Raw genomic sequence first — 14,247 nt, forward strand, 5'->3', positions numbered from 1 at the left:
TATAAACCGGGCGACTCCCTATCTATTCCTGATGCCTGCGTTGCTGGTGATGGGGATGGCGCTGCTTTATCCCGTGGCGCACTCCGTCTATACGAGTTTTTTCGATCTGCGCATGGGGGGCTCGCTGGAAAGTGCCAATTTTTCTGGACTCGATAACTATCGTTGGCTGCTCGACAGCCCGCAAGTCTGGGAATCGGTAGCGGTAACTCTTTTCTTCGCTGCGGCTGTCGTGGTGCTGGAGGTTATTCTCGGTCTCGGACTGGCGCTGCTGCTTGACCGGCCTATTCGCGGCATGTCGGTTTTTCGAACGATATTCATTTTGCCAATGATGATCGCTCCAATCGTCGTGGGCCTTATCTGGAAGTACATGTACAACCCTCAGTTCGGTATCCTGAACAAGATGATGGTCGGCCTGGGACTAGATCCCATTCTCTGGCTATCGTCACCGGACTGGGCACTTTGGTCGGTGATCATTGCCGATATATGGCAGTGGACCCCCTTCATCTTCATCCTGTCTCTGGCCGCTCTGCAGTCGTTACCGTCATCGGCGATGGAGGCGGCCAAGATCGACGGTGCCAATGGCTGGCAAACGGTCCTGTATGTAAAGATTCCCCTGATGGTACCGGTAATCGTCGTTGCAACGCTTTTGCGGCTTATCGATGCTTTCAAGGTGCTGGAAGTGATCTATATCATGACAGCCGGCGGGCCTGGAAACTCGACCGAGATTCTGAGTATGCGAATCTATAACGAGGCTTTCGTCAGTTTTGAGCTAGGTCGCGCCGCTGCATTGTCCAACCTTTTGCTGCTGCTGGTGATGTTGATCACTATCCTGATGTTTTCATATAACAAAATGTGTGAAAGGCGGACTGCGCGTATTCGTGCTGCCGTCGAGAGCGAATAAGGTGGAACCTCATGCCAACTAGAACGAAAGATCTGCTGTTTTATTGCGTCTTAACAGTGCTGGTATGCTTTGCTCTGGGGCCGATTCTTCTGATGCTCATCACGTCATTCAAGACCAAGGTACAGATCTTCGATGATTTGAGTACCTTTGTCTTTATGCCGACACTGAGCAATTATGCATCGGTTCTCGATGACCCGAGTCGGCTCAAATATTTGGGAAACTCGCTTTATGTGGCAACTGTTTCAACGGCCCTGACCCTGTTCATGGGCTGTATGGCGGCCTATGCGATCGTCCGCTTTCGCTTCCTCGGCCGGGATACGGTGTCGATGATAACGCTGCTCGTACGCACGGTTCCGCCGGCGGTCCTTGCTGTGCCTGTGTTCGCGATATGGACCTTCCAGTACGGCCTTGCCAACGATCTGAACGGGCTGGTCCTCGTCTATACAGCGATCAACCTGCCGTTCGTAATTTGGATTCTGCAGAGTTTTCTGGCCCAGGTGCCCGTTCAACTGGAGGAGGCCGCCCGTATGGACGGTGCCAATCCGTTTCAGGTCTTCTACAAGGTGGTTCTTCCCCTGATCAAGCCGGGCTTGGCCGCGGCCGCGATCTTTACCTTCCGGATCGCCTGGAACGAGTTCATTCTCGCTCTGGTGTTGACCGACAGGGGCACGAGGACGACGCCTGTGAATGTCTCGCTGTTGAACGGCAGCCATGACACTCACTGGGGCGAGATCATGGCTCTGGGTGCACTCATCGCGATTCCGCCCATCATCTTCACCTTCGTCGCCTCGAAGCAGATCATATCCGGTATGACGGCCGGGGCTGTCAAGGGATAACGGCATGAATAGATACCTAATGGCCCTTCTAGCCGGCCTGGTCAGTACGCTTTTAAGTTTATCGACCCAGGCAAACGACTGCGGCGCCATGGATCACGGCCAGGTGGTTCCGGGCTCTGAACTGCGGCTGTGCTGGTCGATGGAAGACGACAACCTCCATATCAAGGCGGTGCATCCAGGGCATGTCTGGATCGGAATCGGCTGGGGGACACGGATGGCCGGTGCCGACGCCGTGATCGGGCGCCCCGATATCGGCACGGTTGTCGACAGTCATATGATCGGCAGGCGACTGGACGACATACGGACGGATGCCCGGTCGGATCTGTTCGACGCCGCCATTGCCGTGGAAAAGGGATCGACGATCCTGACGTTTTCCCGGCCACTGGCCAGCGGCGATGAGAATGACGCTGCGCTGAGCGCTGAGGACTGGGTGCCGACCCTATGGGCTATTGGCGACGGCAGTGGCTTTCGGCGTCATACGCAATTTGGTGTTATCGATATCAACCTGGCCAGCGGCGGCCTTCGTGAGCCTGGTACCGGTTGGGTGCTGTGGCTGCATGCTGTGGTGATGCTGTTGACCTGGGGTTTGGTCGTACCGCTTATAGTGCTGGTCGCCCGGTACTTCAAAGTGACCAAAGGTCAGCGGTTTCCCCGGAACCTGGATAATCGCTTCTGGTGGCTTGTGCATCTGCACGGTAACGTTGCCGTGGTCGTTTCGTCATGGTTGGTCGTGGGGGGGCTATGGGTCAGTTTCAGTGGGCCGGAACTGGACAGCTTGCATGCCAAGCTGGGAATACTGCTGCTCTGCCTTGGAATCTGGCAACTCTCTTGGGGGATCGGCCGCGGAACGAAAGGAGGGCCTTCGGGAAAAGGGGCTGACCCGGATAAGCCCGAGACCTGGCGCGGCGATCACTATGATATGACATGGCGGCGACGGCTATTCGAAAGCGTGCACAAGGCATCCGGCTATCTGGCTTTGATTCTTACGCTGCCGACAGTCCTTTCAGGTATGTTCGAGTTCAGGGCCGGATGGCTTTTGATACTGGGATACCTCGGTTGGGTTTTACTTCTGGTATTCATATTTCGAGCCTACAGTCTCAGGGGGCACGTATCGACACTTATCAGGCCATCTGGGGTATTGATGAACGTCACCCGGGTAATCGGCGAAGCGATTAAACTGTTGCGCTTAGAAAGCGGTGTGCAAAGGTGGTATTGCAGCCTGTAGTAAAATTTCGGGCCTTGTTCCTCACTTCCGGGATAATGTTTTGCAGGAGTATGTGCCGGTAGTGAGGAGTTTTTTTACAACTGTCTCGTATGATGAAATCAAATAACAGTCTTGATCTTCAGCTGCTCTCCCGGAATTCCAAACCGTACTGAACAGGGATATGCAGGTATTCATCCATTGCCTTTGGAGATTTCCCATTAATGCCCAAAAGATCAGCTATCAAATTCCCGCTTTCCCTACCGATGGCTTTAGGGTCAATGGCAACGGTCGAGATGGGCGGATCAGCGAAGCGAGAGACCTCAAAATTACCGAAGCCTACAACTGCAATATCTTTTGGTACGCAGCGACCGGTCTTCTTCAGGGTGCTGAGTACGCCAAAAGCGGCCGGATCCGAGACACAGAATATGCAGTCCGTGTCCGGGTATCGGTCGAGAAGAATGTATGCTGCCTCGGCACCGCTTTCAATCGATACGGGAGGGGATTTATGGCGAACCAGACGATGTGCGGAAAGGCCTGCAGCGCCCATCGCCGCGACAAACCCTCGGCGCCGGGCGGCACCGCGAGTACCCGTATCGTCGGCCTCACCAAGAAAAGCAAGCCTGCGGTATCCCTGGCGGATCAGTGTCGATGTCATGGCATGGGCGGCTTCGAAGTTGGAAAAGCCAACTGTATGCTGGATGGGACGGTCGGGCAGATCCCAGATCTCGATGATCGGAACGGAGGAATGCTCCAGCAGCTGTCGTGCTCTTTCCGTATGTCCATCGTACGAGAGCACTATCGCTTCAGGCCTGCGGCCAAGCATCAGTTCGATGAGTTCCTCTTCTTTATGAAGAGAGTAACCGGTATGACCCAATAAAATCTGGAGGTCAGCTCTCGCCAGTGTTTCACTTAATGCCTCTACAGTTTGCGCAAAGTGAAGGTTGTTAAGGGACGGTAACAAAAGGGCAACGAAGCCTGACTTCATCGACGATAGACCGCCGGCCATCAGATCGGGAACGTAATTCATTTCCCTGATGATTTTCAGAATTCTAGCTCGTGTTTTTTCCGAGATGGGGCTATCTTTTTTCAATGCTCTGGATACAGTCATGGTTGAGACGCCCGCCGCTTTTGCAACGTTTTCCATTTTGATTCTGGATCGCATCGATTCCCGGGTCATACCTGAAGCCCTGTACAATTCAATTAGACGTGGAGGATCGATAGATGATCGACTCTCACAGGTTTCGTTTATTTTATCCACTGCTATCGTTACTCATTTTAGCCCAAGAGAAGGTGTATAACCAGACAGGCATTAATTTAAAATTATCATTTATATTTCGCCTTTAGTGTCAAGTCAGTTCAGTTAAATATTCGTTGCTCATTTAATCTCCAGACGAAGGATTGATAAATAATGGGAAGTAAAGTCCGGATAAAACGTAGCAAGAAAAGGTCCCTGTGGCCGAACCGGGTGGAGATCGCCGGCCTTGCAGGTGCCGGTGTGCTCGCCGCACTGCTGGCAGTGCCTATGTTCCTGCCCGAGGCTATTTGGCATCTTGACGAATCGCCGTCTGTTGGCGGGGACTCTAGAAGGGAGCCTATATTGCCGATGCGGCGGGTTGTGCAACCTGCCACACTCTGCCCGGGAAAGTACCTTATTCCGGTGGCTATGCCATCAGGACGCCATTTGGCAGTGTCGTCGCTTCCAATATCACGCCGGATCCGATCGCGGGCATAGGGCGTTGGCGGTTCGACGACTTTCGACGTGCAATGCTGCTGGGTCTGTCTCCGGAGGGCAGGCACTATTACCCGGCATTTCCTTACCTCAACTACAAGGACATGCAGGAAGGCGACCTGGCGGATCTTTTTGCCTACCTACAATCTTTGCCGCCGTCGGGGCAGGAGGTGGTAGAGAATCAGCTAGTGGCACCTTTTTCGTTTCGCCCGGCCATGGCGGTGTGGAAGCTCCTGTATCTCGAGCCTCCCGGCTCGGTGTCGGAGCGCGGAGCCTATCTGACCGAGGTACTGGGCCATTGCGACGTCTGCCATACGATTCGCAATTTCCTGGGAGCTCCCGTCGACGGACAGCATTTGTCGGGCGTCGGGGAAGAGGCATCGATCAATGCCGGTACCCCGAACGTGACACCGCACGAAGAGGGTCTCCTTCGGTGGAGTGAAGCGGCGCTGAAGCGCTATCTGGTTTCCGCGGTCCGGCCAGATGGTCAGGTGAGCGGCGGTCAGATGGCTGAGGTTATCAGAGGCGTTACGTCAAGATTGACCACCGAAGACCGGGCTGCAATGGTCGCTTATCTGCGTAATCTGCCAGCACAGCCGACACCCTAGGGGTGTCGGCGCCACCGGCGCTGTAGCGCAGGAAGCGGCTCATGTCCCGCGACAGGTTCATGAAGAAGATCGCGAACTGTTGCTGGTCCCAGTCGTAGAGATCGGCGAAGGCACTGCTCGATATCCGCAACACGCTGCAGGTGCAGGAGGCCTCGCCGGTGAACAGCCGCGGCCTGAGACCGATCATCGCCGGGAAGCCGACGCTTTCGCCGGTATCGGTGGTGCGGATGATGTGCCGTCCCAGGTCGGTGTCGTCGTAAACGGTGACATGACCCTCCATGACGATGAAAAAGCAGTCGGCCTGCTCGCCTTTGCGGTAAAGGGTCTCGCCTTTTCTCAGCCACAACAGTTGGCCGCGTTCCAACAGTCGTTCGATAAAGGCATCCGACAGGGCTCCGAACGCCGACATGCTTCGCAGCACCTCGAGGGGGATGTCGGTGGTGCAGGGCGTCATCTAAAACTTTCATCGGGCTGGCCCCATAGGGCCGTCGCGGCAGTACCGGACGGGCGTATGTCTTGTTGTTTTCAGTATAAATCATGGCTGCTCGACTCCCGGCTTTAACGATTGCCACCTTCCCGGTCGGAAAGGCTTGTCGCCGTTTTATTTGTGGTGGTATGGTTATCGTACCAGAAGTCAAGTTGGTTGGAAAAGATGGCTGAACATGCATTCGCCTTTGAGCAGGCCGTGAGAAACAAGACCAAGAAGGAGATCCTGGCGGCGAAGCTGCTGGAGATGATCTTCAGCGGACTGCTCAGGGATGGCGACGAGCTGCCGAGCGAGCGTGAGCTGGGACAACTGTTCGGCGTCAGCCGCGAAACGGTGCGCGGCGCTCTGGGTCTGATCGGCGCCTACGGTCTGATTCAGGTCTCGCACGGCGCCAAAACGCGGGTCCGGCGGACCGAAGCCCTGCTGGAGCGTTGCGCGGAACTGCTGCCGCATATGGCCGATCTCGAGATCAACCGCTTCGATCTCGAGTCGGTGTACGTAAGCCGCAAGATCGTCGAATCCGCCATCGCGCGTCGGGCCGCCGCCCTGATCGACGAAGCCGGGCTGCGGCAGTTGAAGGTCCTGCTGGATCAGCAGCGCAAGCTGTTCAACGAACCGGTGCATTTTCAGCTCGCCGACAAGGGATTCCACAAGCTGATCGCCGAATGTGGCGCCAACGAGATACTGCACAACTATTCCGATGAACTCTATGCCTACGGGCTCAATTTCCGGCGGCAGGTGATGGCGCAGGCCGGCATGATAGAGAACAGCTTTCGGGAGCATCAAGCCATCTACCGGGCGCTGTGCGACCGGGATGCGAATGCCGCCGAGACCGCCATGCTCGACCATCTGGACAGTGTCTATCGCACCACGGCCGCGATCATGCGCCCTTGATGCCCATTATTCGCCAGGAAGCAGACGCTGGGGCCGAGCCCCTGCCAGGGATGGGGATACTCAGGCACAAAACAATCATAACCACCACTCCAAGGAAAGCCGATGAAGATAAAAACAATGCGTAAGACCCTGCTCGCCACCGGTATCGCCCTGGGCCTCGGCTCGTTGAGCGTCCAGGCCGAACAGCTGGTGTTCGGTATCTCCGCCAGCCAGGGCTCGCTGCAGTACAGGACGGCCGAGAAGTTCACCGAAGTGGCCAATGCCAGTCTCGAGCAGGCAGGTCTCGACTACAGCATCTCCTTCTTCGGTGATGCCCAGCTGGGCAAGGACAAGGAACTGATGCAGAAACTCAAGCTCGGTACCCTGGCCTTCACCCAGCCGTCGTCGACGATGCCGACGGTGAGTCCGCAGTTCGCGCTCTGGGACATGCCGTTCCTGGTCAAGGACCGGGCCCATCTCGAGAAGATCGAGCAGCAGGTGTTCTGGCCGAAGATCGCGCCGACCGTCGAGACCAAGGGGTACCAGGTGCTGAGCCTGTGGGAAAACGGTTTCCGCCAGATGAGCAACAACGCCCATCCGATCAATACCCCGGCGGATCTGGCCGGTATCAAGATGCGCACCCCGAACAGCACCTGGCGCGTCAGCATGTTCCGGGAATGGGGCGGCAACCCGACGCCGATGGCGTTCTCCGAGGTGTTCGTGGCGCTGCAGACCGGCGTCATAGATGGCCAGGAAAACCCCTGACCAACATCTACGCCGCCAAGCTTCAGGAGGTGCAGAAGTACCTGTCGCTGACCAACCACGTCTATACGCCGTCCTACCTGGTCGCTGGCAAGCGCACCTGGGACAAGTTGCCCGCAGAGGTGCGCGAGGTCATCAAAACCAGCGCCGACGCGGTGAGACCCTGGATGTACGAGCTGGCCGACAAAGAGGAGGCAAAGCTGCTGCAGACCCTGACCGACAGCGGTATGCAGGTAAACACCGCCGACCGCGCGGCCTTCGTCGCGGCCAGCAAGCCGATCTACGAGCAGTTCGCGGCCGAAGTGCCGGATGGCGAAACGCTGCTTAACGAAGCGCTGTCGCTGGCGAACTGACGTCTGGAGATAACAGGGCCGGGAGCGGACTCGCTTCCGGCCGGGAGTCGAGAAATATGATGACTAAGCTGGCCAAAGGGTTCGAACGGTTGCTCGAGGGCATCTCGGTGGCGCTGATCGCCGCCATGACCTTCGTCATCGTCTACGGCGTGGTGATGCGCAAACTCGGCACCTCGCTGATCTGGTACGACGAGGTGGCCTCGGTGCTGCTGGTCTGGATCACTTACTACGGCGCCGCCACCGCCACCGTCAAGCGCGCCCAGCTGGGCTTCAGCGGACTGTTGCTGACACTGCGGGGGCCGGCGCAACAGGTTGCCTTCTGGCTGTCGGAGCTGGTGGTGATCGGCTTCTTCGGCATCGTCGCCGTTTACGGCTGGATCGTGCTGCAGTACTTCGCCGGCGAAACCATGATCAGCCTGCCCTGGGTGCCGACGCTACTGACCCATTCGGTGATCCCGGTCGGCGCGGTGCTGATCATCGCCGCCGAGCTGCTCTCCCTGCCGCGGGCACTGAAGGATCTCGCCGAAGGGCGCGATGCCGACCAGGCCGAACTGGAAGAATATGCCGAAGAGGCCGGCCTGAGCGGTGAACTCTTCGCCCCTGCAGGAGCCCGATCATGACCTATCTGCTGCTATTCGGTGCCCTGCTGGCGCTGGTAATGATCAATGTGCCGATCGCGGTGGCGATCGGCGTCGTGGCCCTGATCGGCATGGTGGTGGCGCAGGGCGGCGATACGCTGCTGAACACCCCGCTGACGCTGTTTGACGGTGCCACCAGTTTCCCGCTGCTGGCGATCCCGCTGTTCGTGCTTGCCGGCGAACTGATGAACATCTCCAGCATCTCGCGCCGGCTGGTCGACCTGGTGTCGGCGATGATCGGCTTCGTGCGCGGTGGCCTGGCGATGGTCAACATCGGCGTGTCGATGTTCTTCGCCGAGATCTCCGGTTCGGCGGTGGCGGATGTCGCCGCCACCGGCAGCGTGCTGATGCCGGCGATGAAGAAGAAGGGCTACAAGCCGGCCTTCGTCGCCGCGGTGACCTCGTCGTCGGCGTCGCTGGCGATCATCATTCCGCCGTCGATATCGATGATCCTCTACGGCGCCATCGCCGACACCTCGATCGTCAAGCTGTTCCTCGCCGGCGTGATTCCGGGCATCCTCGGCGGCGGCCTGCTGATGGCGCTGTCCTACTACTTCGCGGTGCGCTACGACCTGCCGCGCGAGGAGGCCTTCAGTTTCCGGGTGGTGCGCGAGAAACTGCGCGCGGCGAGTTGGGCGCTGCTATTGCCGGTGATCATCCTCGGCGGCATCTTCGGCGGCATCGTCACCGCCACCGAAGGCGCGGGACTGGCGGTGGTGGCGGCACTGTTCATCGGCTTCGTCATCTACCGCGAGCTGACGCTCAAGCACCTGTACAAGTGCATGGTGCGAGCCTCGGTGCAGACCGCGGCGGTGATGCTGCTGGTGGCGACCTCGGCGCTGCTCGGGCTCTACCTGACCGAAGCGCGGCTGCCGCAGCAGATGGCCCAGGCAATCATGGGGCTGACCGACAACCCGGTCACGGTGCTTATGCTACTGAATCTGCTGTTCTTCGTACTGGGCATGTTCCTGCACGGCGCCGCAGCGATCATCCTGGTGGTGCCGATGGTGCTGCCATTGGTGAACCAGTTCGGCATCGACCCGATCCACTTCGGCATCATCATGACGCTGAACCTGGCGATCGGCCAGCAGACGCCGCCGGTGGCGAGCGTCCTGGCAACCGCCTGCTCGATCGCCAAGGTCGATGTCTGGACCACGACCCGCGCCAACCTGCCGTTCATCGGCGTGCTGGTGGCATTGCTGATGTTGGTAACCTATGTGCCGTCGGTCTCCCTCGGCCTGGTGCACTGGGTCTACGGTTCCTGAGCTCCCGTCCTTTGGCAGAGCGCAAGGGCTTGGCTCCCCGGTCCAGCTTGGCCGGGGAAATTTTCTCTGCGCACTCAAGCTTCTCGTCAAAAGCTGCATGGTGCGCAAAAATAGACCTCGCCCCGATTCCCAAGCGGTCGGCGTCCACACGCAGCGAACGCCTGGTCGCTTGAAGACGCTATTCTGGCGAGTTTGGCCTGTATCAAGGCTCAGGCGGCTGACATCCAGCGCTAGGCAACTAGTCTTTCACCGCTCATGTATTCTCCGTGCTACAGCGGCGGCTGGTGTGTGCCGGTTGCGGATGCCTGGTTGAGCGGTCAACTCCCGATGAAACCCCCAGGCCTCAGCACTGTTATGATGGCAGTTGGCGGATGTCAGCAGCACGCAGTGAATCTCGCTCACTTGTCTCGTGGGTGGGATGGGTACATAATGCGGTCTTATCCCGTTGAGCGAACGGGATAAATCGGTTTTTAAACAATGGGTTGGGTGCTACTCTCGATTCCCTTCACCCGCTCCACACCGGCTTTCCAGGGACTTCCACTGAACTCCAGGCGGGGTCTGGCTGCCTGCGTGTCTCCGGTCTAATCGATGAGCCCGACACGGATGCAATGCATAGCGAGATATTTGTTCAGACTGCTGGCGGCGGGCTTGCTCGCGTCGGTGACCCTGGCAGCCGAGGTCGATAGCATCACGGCCCGTGATCGGGAGCTCGTAGACGTAGCCGATATCGTCAACGGCATTGTTCATGCGCGGCTGGCGCAGGGGTTGCCAATGCTAACGCCAAGGACGCGGGCTGGCTTGCAGGTCTGGACGGCGAGCGGTTTTGCGACGAGGGCAGGCTCTTTCCCGAACTAAGAAAAGCGCTCTTTCAATCCCATACCGCGTCTCTCGGCCTCAAAGGCTATGACCTGGATCTGCAGTTGCGGGAAGTCCTGCCGGGCCAGGCGGTAGCACTGGATGAATCCATTTATCGCGACCTGGATTATCTTGAAGCTTTCTCCGTCCACCTCAAGGAGTTGAGCGAATGGGTGAATCTCGCAGGCTATCGCGTCGGACTCGACAAGCTCGGGCATTTCTTCGCCCAGGGATGGCAGTATTTCGAACTGACCGCATTGGACGGTGAGACGCTTGAACGGGCGCTGGCATTGGGGCGGCATCAGGAGGAGGGTCGGTATGGCTACCTCACCACCGGAATTTTCTCCTACGCCGATCTTGCGGCCAATTTCAACGGCTGGCGATTCTGGAACCGCATCCTGCTTCACGACCGGGACCCGCTCGGTGGCTTCGTTGAAAACCTGTTCCTGAGCCCGTACGTGAGTTGCGAAATCAGGCTGCTCGAATCGATCCGGCAACGGACGCTGGTGCGCGCCTGGCGTTACCATGGCAACTTCGACATTGCCGACTACGTCGACGGCGCCTGGGATGAAGGCAACAATTGCAACAATTACCGGACGCCCATCATTCAGGACAAGGTCCTCGCACGGATCAGGCGTATCCGTCGGGACTATGTCTGTCCGATGCAGTCGCAGGCCTGCGTTGAGGCGCGTGGAAAGTACGGTCCCTACGCCCCGCAGGTGCTGCACCCTCAATGCCTGTCTCCAGGCTAAGCGTCGTCATCATCCGGCGGCGCGAGGAGGGATTCCGATACGGTTCATGGTGATCCAGGTGGGTGCGATACGATCGTTCACCGTCAATCATATCGGCACCGCCCGGCCTGGAGGCGCTTTCGCGTTTAAGTTTGAGTTTAAAAAAGTACCACCAACCCCGGAATTCCGAGTCTCGATTATGATCCCTGAGGATAAACCCTGGCACCACCTGACCGCCGACGAGGTCGCCTCGCGGCTCGAGACCGAACCGCCGCGGGGGCTGGCCGAAAGCGAAGCCCGCAACCGGCTGAATCGAGAGGGCCCCAACCGGCTGGCGGAGAAGGCGCCGCGGGCGCTCTGGCGCAAGTTTCTCGACCAGTTCAGGAGCCTGCTGGTCATCGTGCTGCTGCTGGCCGCGGTGCTGGCCTGGGCGATCGGCGACCTGAAGGATGCCGTCGTCATCCTCGCGGTGGTGCTGCTCAACGCCGGCCTCGGGTTCTACCAGGAACACCGCGCCGAACGCACCCTCGCCGCGCTCAAGGGCATGCTGGTGCCGACGGCGCGGGTGCGGCGCGACGGCCAGGTGCAGGAGGTCGAGGCCGCGGACCTGGTGCCCGGCGATGTGGTGCTGCTCGAGGCCGGCGACCAGGTGCCGGCCGACGGTCGCCTGCTGGCGGCTCACGCCCTGGAGGCGCAGGAGTCGGCGCTCACCGGCGAGTCCCTGGCGGTGGGCAAGCTGGCCGAGGCACTGGACAGCAGCACCCTGCCGCTGGGCGAGCGCTGCAATATGCTGTACATGAACACCGTCGTGACCCGCGGGCGTGGCGAGATGATCGTCGTCGCCACCGGCATGAACACCGAGATGGGCAGGATCGCGGCGATGATCGCCGAAGCCCCGGACGGCGAAACCCCGCTGCAGCGCCAGCTCGATGCGCTGGGCAAGCGGCTCGCGGCCATCGCCGGCGTGGTGGTCGTGCTGATTTTCGCGCTGACGGTGCTGCGCGGCACGCCTGGAGCGAAGCGGCGATGACCGCCGTGGCGCTCGCCGTTGCGGCGGTGCCGGAAGGGCTGCCGGCGGTGGTCACCGTCACCCTGGCGATCGGCATGTGGCGCATGGCGCGCAAGAGGGCGATCCTGAAAAAGCTGGCGGCGGTGGAGACCCTGGGCTCGACCACGGTGATCTGCACCGACAAGACCGGCACTCTGACCCTGAATCAGATGACCGCCCGCGCCGGCTGGTATGCCGGCCGGCGTTTCAGCGTCAGCGGTGAAGGCTACCGCACCGAAGGCCGCATCGACTGCGACGGCTGCCCCGACCTGCGTCCGCTGCTTCTGCCGATGGCGCTCTGCACCGAATCGCGGGTCCGCGACGGCAGGCTGGTCGGCGATCCGACCGAAGGTGCCCTCTACGTGCTGGCCCAGAAGGGAGGGCTGGATCCGCTCGCGGAGCAGGAACGGGCGCCGCGCCTGGCGGAGATTCCGTTCGACTCGGCGCACAAGTTCATGGCCAGCTTTCACCACCGGGGTGATCGCGTGACGATGTACGTCAAGGGCGCGCCGGACGTGCTGCTGCACTATGCCCGCGAAGTGGCCGAAGGCGATGGCGTTTCCCTCCTCGACGAGGCCGGCCGCAAGGCCCTGCTGGCGGAGAACGACCGTTTCGCCGACCAGGCGCTGCGGGTGCTGGCAGTGGCCTGCCGCGAGATCCCGATCGCCGAATTCGATCCGTCGGGCGACCTCTGGCAGTGGGTCGGCAACTGGACCCTGCTGGGACTCGTCGGCCTGATGGATCCGCCGCGGCCGGAGGCGGCGCAGGCGATCGACAGCTGTCGCCAGGCCGGCATCCAGGTCAAGATGATAACCGGCGATCACCGGGCCACGGCGGCCGCCGTGGCGCGCGAACTGGGCCTGGGTGGCGAGGTGGTCGAGGGCGCCGAACTGGATGTGATGAGTGACGAAGAGCTGGCGCGCCGGATCGACGGCATCGCCGTCTTCGCCCGGGTCTCGCCGCAGCACAAGGTGAAGATCGTCCGGGCGCTGCGGGCGGACGGCCATATCGCGGCGATGACCGGCGACGGCGTCAATGACGCCCCGGCGCTGAAGGCGGCGGATATCGGCGTCGCCATGGGCATCACCGGCACCGCGGTGACACGGGAGGCGGCGACCCTGGTCCTTACCGACGACAATTTCGCCACCATCGTGCGGGCGGTGGAGGAGGGTCGGGTGATCTACGACAACATCGTCAAGTTCGTGCGCTTCCAGCTGTCCACCAACATCGCCGCCATCCTCACGGTGCTGGTGGCCACGCTGCTGGCGATGCCGGTTCCCTTCACCGCCATCCAGCTGCTGTGGATCAACATCATCATGGACGGACCGCCGGCCATGACCCTGGGCATCGAGCCCGCCCGTCCGGGCCTGATGGGGGACGCACCGCGTCAGCCCGGATCCCAGATCCTCGGCGCCGGCCGGCTGCTGCGGCTGGTGCTGTACGGTCTCACCATGACGGCCGGTACCCTGGGGCTGTTCGCCTACGCGCTGGCGCGTGGTGACCAGGCCTATGCCGTGACGCTGGCCTTCACCACCTTCGTGCTGTACCAGTTCTTCAACGTCTTCAATGCCCGCGCCGAGCATGGCACTGCCTTCAACGCCAATTTCCTGCGCAACGGCAAGCTCTGGCTGGCGCTGGCCGCAGTCGTGCTGCTACAGGTCCTGGTGGTGCACTGGCCGCCGGCCCAGGCTCTCTTCGGCACCCGCGACCTGCGCCTCGGCGACTGGCTGCTGGCGGCCGTCGTCGCTTCCAGCGTGCTGCTGCTGGATGAAGGGCGCAAGCTGGTGATTCGGCTACGGCAGCCATCCGGCCAGATCGCGGATTGATCCACCGGTTGTCGAAACAACCGAAGCCGAGGGGCCAGGCCGGAGGATGAACCTGCCGCGCCCGTGGGTGTATCCACCCGGGGCCTGATCTCTGTGTAATGGAGCCAGGCGCGAAAGCTCGACTTCGATGG

12 protein-coding genes and 1 pseudogene are annotated in these 14,247 nt (G+C 60.3%); 11 read left to right on the top strand and 2 right to left on the bottom strand.

The genetic code is table 11. From position 1 onward, the window contains the following. The first annotated feature begins 55 nt into the window (after window positions 1-55). The 3 genes from ACFQDL_RS23595 to ACFQDL_RS23605 are packed head-to-tail and all read left to right on the top strand — an operon-like array spanning window position 56 to window position 2,962. Window positions 56-901 (top strand): carbohydrate ABC transporter permease, encoded by an 846-nt coding sequence (locus ACFQDL_RS23595; RefSeq protein WP_379911140.1) that lies wholly within the window; start codon window positions 56-58, stop codon window positions 899-901. A gap of 11 nt (window positions 902-912) precedes the next feature. Then, window positions 913-1,737 carry a carbohydrate ABC transporter permease gene (locus ACFQDL_RS23600; protein WP_379911141.1) on the top strand — a complete coding sequence of 275 codons (825 nt, stop codon included), beginning with the start codon at window positions 913-915 and terminating at the stop codon, window positions 1,735-1,737. Between the two features lie 4 nt (window positions 1,738-1,741). Beyond that, on the top strand, window positions 1,742-2,962 hold the full coding sequence (locus tag ACFQDL_RS23605; protein ID WP_379911142.1) for a DOMON domain-containing protein: 1,221 nt from the start codon (window positions 1,742-1,744) through the stop codon (window positions 2,960-2,962). A 118-nt stretch (window positions 2,963-3,080) separates the two neighbouring features. On the opposite strand, the gene ACFQDL_RS23610 is transcribed toward ACFQDL_RS23605, so the two are convergent. After that, entirely contained in the window at window positions 3,081-4,118 is a 1,038-nt protein-coding gene (locus tag ACFQDL_RS23610) for a LacI family DNA-binding transcriptional regulator (protein WP_379911143.1), read from the bottom strand. Window positions 4,119-4,705: 587 nt separating this feature from the next. On the opposite strand from ACFQDL_RS23610, the gene ACFQDL_RS23615 reads away from it, so the two are divergent. Beyond that, a complete protein-coding gene (locus ACFQDL_RS23615; protein ID WP_465263986.1) occupies window positions 4,706-5,278 on the top strand; it encodes a c-type cytochrome in 573 nt (190 codons plus the stop codon). On the opposite strand, the gene ACFQDL_RS23620 is transcribed toward ACFQDL_RS23615, so the two are convergent. Next, window positions 5,199-5,732, bottom strand: coding sequence for a cyclic nucleotide-binding domain-containing protein (locus ACFQDL_RS23620; protein ID WP_379911144.1), 534 nt, complete (start codon window positions 5,730-5,732; stop codon window positions 5,199-5,201). The two genes, ACFQDL_RS23615 and ACFQDL_RS23620, sit on opposite strands and share 80 nt — an antisense overlap. Window positions 5,733-5,930: 198 nt before the next feature. On the opposite strand from ACFQDL_RS23620, the gene ACFQDL_RS23625 reads away from it, so the two are divergent. The 7 genes and pseudogenes from ACFQDL_RS23625 (at window position 5,931) to ACFQDL_RS23650 (ending at window position 14,116) form a co-directional block, all read left to right on the top strand. Continuing rightward, window positions 5,931-6,659 carry a FadR/GntR family transcriptional regulator gene (locus ACFQDL_RS23625; RefSeq protein WP_379911145.1) on the top strand — a complete coding sequence of 243 codons (729 nt, stop codon included), beginning with the start codon at window positions 5,931-5,933 and terminating at the stop codon, window positions 6,657-6,659. A gap of 117 nt (window positions 6,660-6,776) precedes the next feature. Next, window positions 6,777-7,753 (top strand): annotated as a pseudogene (locus ACFQDL_RS23630) (TRAP transporter substrate-binding protein). 56 nt (window positions 7,754-7,809) lie between these two features. Beyond that, window positions 7,810-8,373 (top strand): TRAP transporter small permease, encoded by a 564-nt coding sequence (locus ACFQDL_RS23635; RefSeq protein WP_379911146.1) that lies wholly within the window; start codon window positions 7,810-7,812, stop codon window positions 8,371-8,373. Then, entirely contained in the window at window positions 8,370-9,656 is a 1,287-nt protein-coding gene (locus ACFQDL_RS23640; protein ID WP_379911147.1) for a TRAP transporter large permease, read from the top strand. Before ACFQDL_RS23635 ends, ACFQDL_RS23640 begins: the two co-directional genes overlap by 4 nt. A 920-nt stretch (window positions 9,657-10,576) precedes the next feature. Continuing rightward, window positions 10,577-11,263 carry a hypothetical protein gene (locus ACFQDL_RS23645; RefSeq protein WP_379911148.1) on the top strand — a complete coding sequence of 229 codons (687 nt, stop codon included), beginning with the start codon at window positions 10,577-10,579 and terminating at the stop codon, window positions 11,261-11,263. A gap of 178 nt (window positions 11,264-11,441) precedes the next feature. Next, entirely contained in the window at window positions 11,442-12,272 is an 831-nt protein-coding gene (locus ACFQDL_RS33045) for an HAD-IC family P-type ATPase (RefSeq protein ID WP_465263987.1), read from the top strand. Further along, window positions 12,269-14,116 carry a cation-translocating P-type ATPase gene (locus ACFQDL_RS23650; protein ID WP_465263988.1) on the top strand — a complete coding sequence of 616 codons (1,848 nt, stop codon included), beginning with the start codon at window positions 12,269-12,271 and terminating at the stop codon, window positions 14,114-14,116. Before ACFQDL_RS33045 ends, ACFQDL_RS23650 begins: the two co-directional genes overlap by 4 nt. Window positions 14,117-14,247 lie beyond the last annotated feature (131 nt).

Source organism: Marinobacterium aestuariivivens, from assembly GCF_042661465.1.
In the GTDB taxonomy this organism is placed as follows: Bacteria; Pseudomonadota; Gammaproteobacteria; order Pseudomonadales; family Balneatricaceae; genus Marinobacterium_A; species Marinobacterium_A aestuariivivens.

What these genes read in the sequence shown, in the direction of transcription:
- ACFQDL_RS23595 (WP_379911140.1), top strand. Translation starts at nt 56, where the DNA reads ATGGCGCTGCTTTATCCCGTGGCGCACTCCGTCTATACGAGTTTTTTC.
- ACFQDL_RS23600 (WP_379911141.1), top strand. Translation starts at nt 913, where the DNA reads ATGCCAACTAGAACGAAAGATCTGCTGTTTTATTGCGTCTTAACAGTG.
- ACFQDL_RS23605 (WP_379911142.1), top strand. Translation starts at nt 1,742, where the DNA reads ATGAATAGATACCTAATGGCCCTTCTAGCCGGCCTGGTCAGTACGCTT.
- ACFQDL_RS23610 (WP_379911143.1), bottom strand. Translation starts at nt 4,118, where the DNA reads ATGACCCGGGAATCGATGCGATCCAGAATCAAAATGGAAAACGTTGCA.
- ACFQDL_RS23615 (WP_465263986.1), top strand. Translation starts at nt 4,706, where the DNA reads ATGCTGCTGGGTCTGTCTCCGGAGGGCAGGCACTATTACCCGGCATTT.
- ACFQDL_RS23620 (WP_379911144.1), bottom strand. Translation starts at nt 5,732, where the DNA reads ATGACGCCCTGCACCACCGACATCCCCCTCGAGGTGCTGCGAAGCATG.
- ACFQDL_RS23625 (WP_379911145.1), top strand. Translation starts at nt 5,931, where the DNA reads ATGGCTGAACATGCATTCGCCTTTGAGCAGGCCGTGAGAAACAAGACC.
- ACFQDL_RS23635 (WP_379911146.1), top strand. Translation starts at nt 7,810, where the DNA reads ATGATGACTAAGCTGGCCAAAGGGTTCGAACGGTTGCTCGAGGGCATC.
- ACFQDL_RS23640 (WP_379911147.1), top strand. Translation starts at nt 8,370, where the DNA reads ATGACCTATCTGCTGCTATTCGGTGCCCTGCTGGCGCTGGTAATGATC.
- ACFQDL_RS33045 (WP_465263987.1), top strand. Translation starts at nt 11,442, where the DNA reads ATGATCCCTGAGGATAAACCCTGGCACCACCTGACCGCCGACGAGGTC.
- ACFQDL_RS23650 (WP_465263988.1), top strand. Translation starts at nt 12,269, where the DNA reads ATGACCGCCGTGGCGCTCGCCGTTGCGGCGGTGCCGGAAGGGCTGCCG.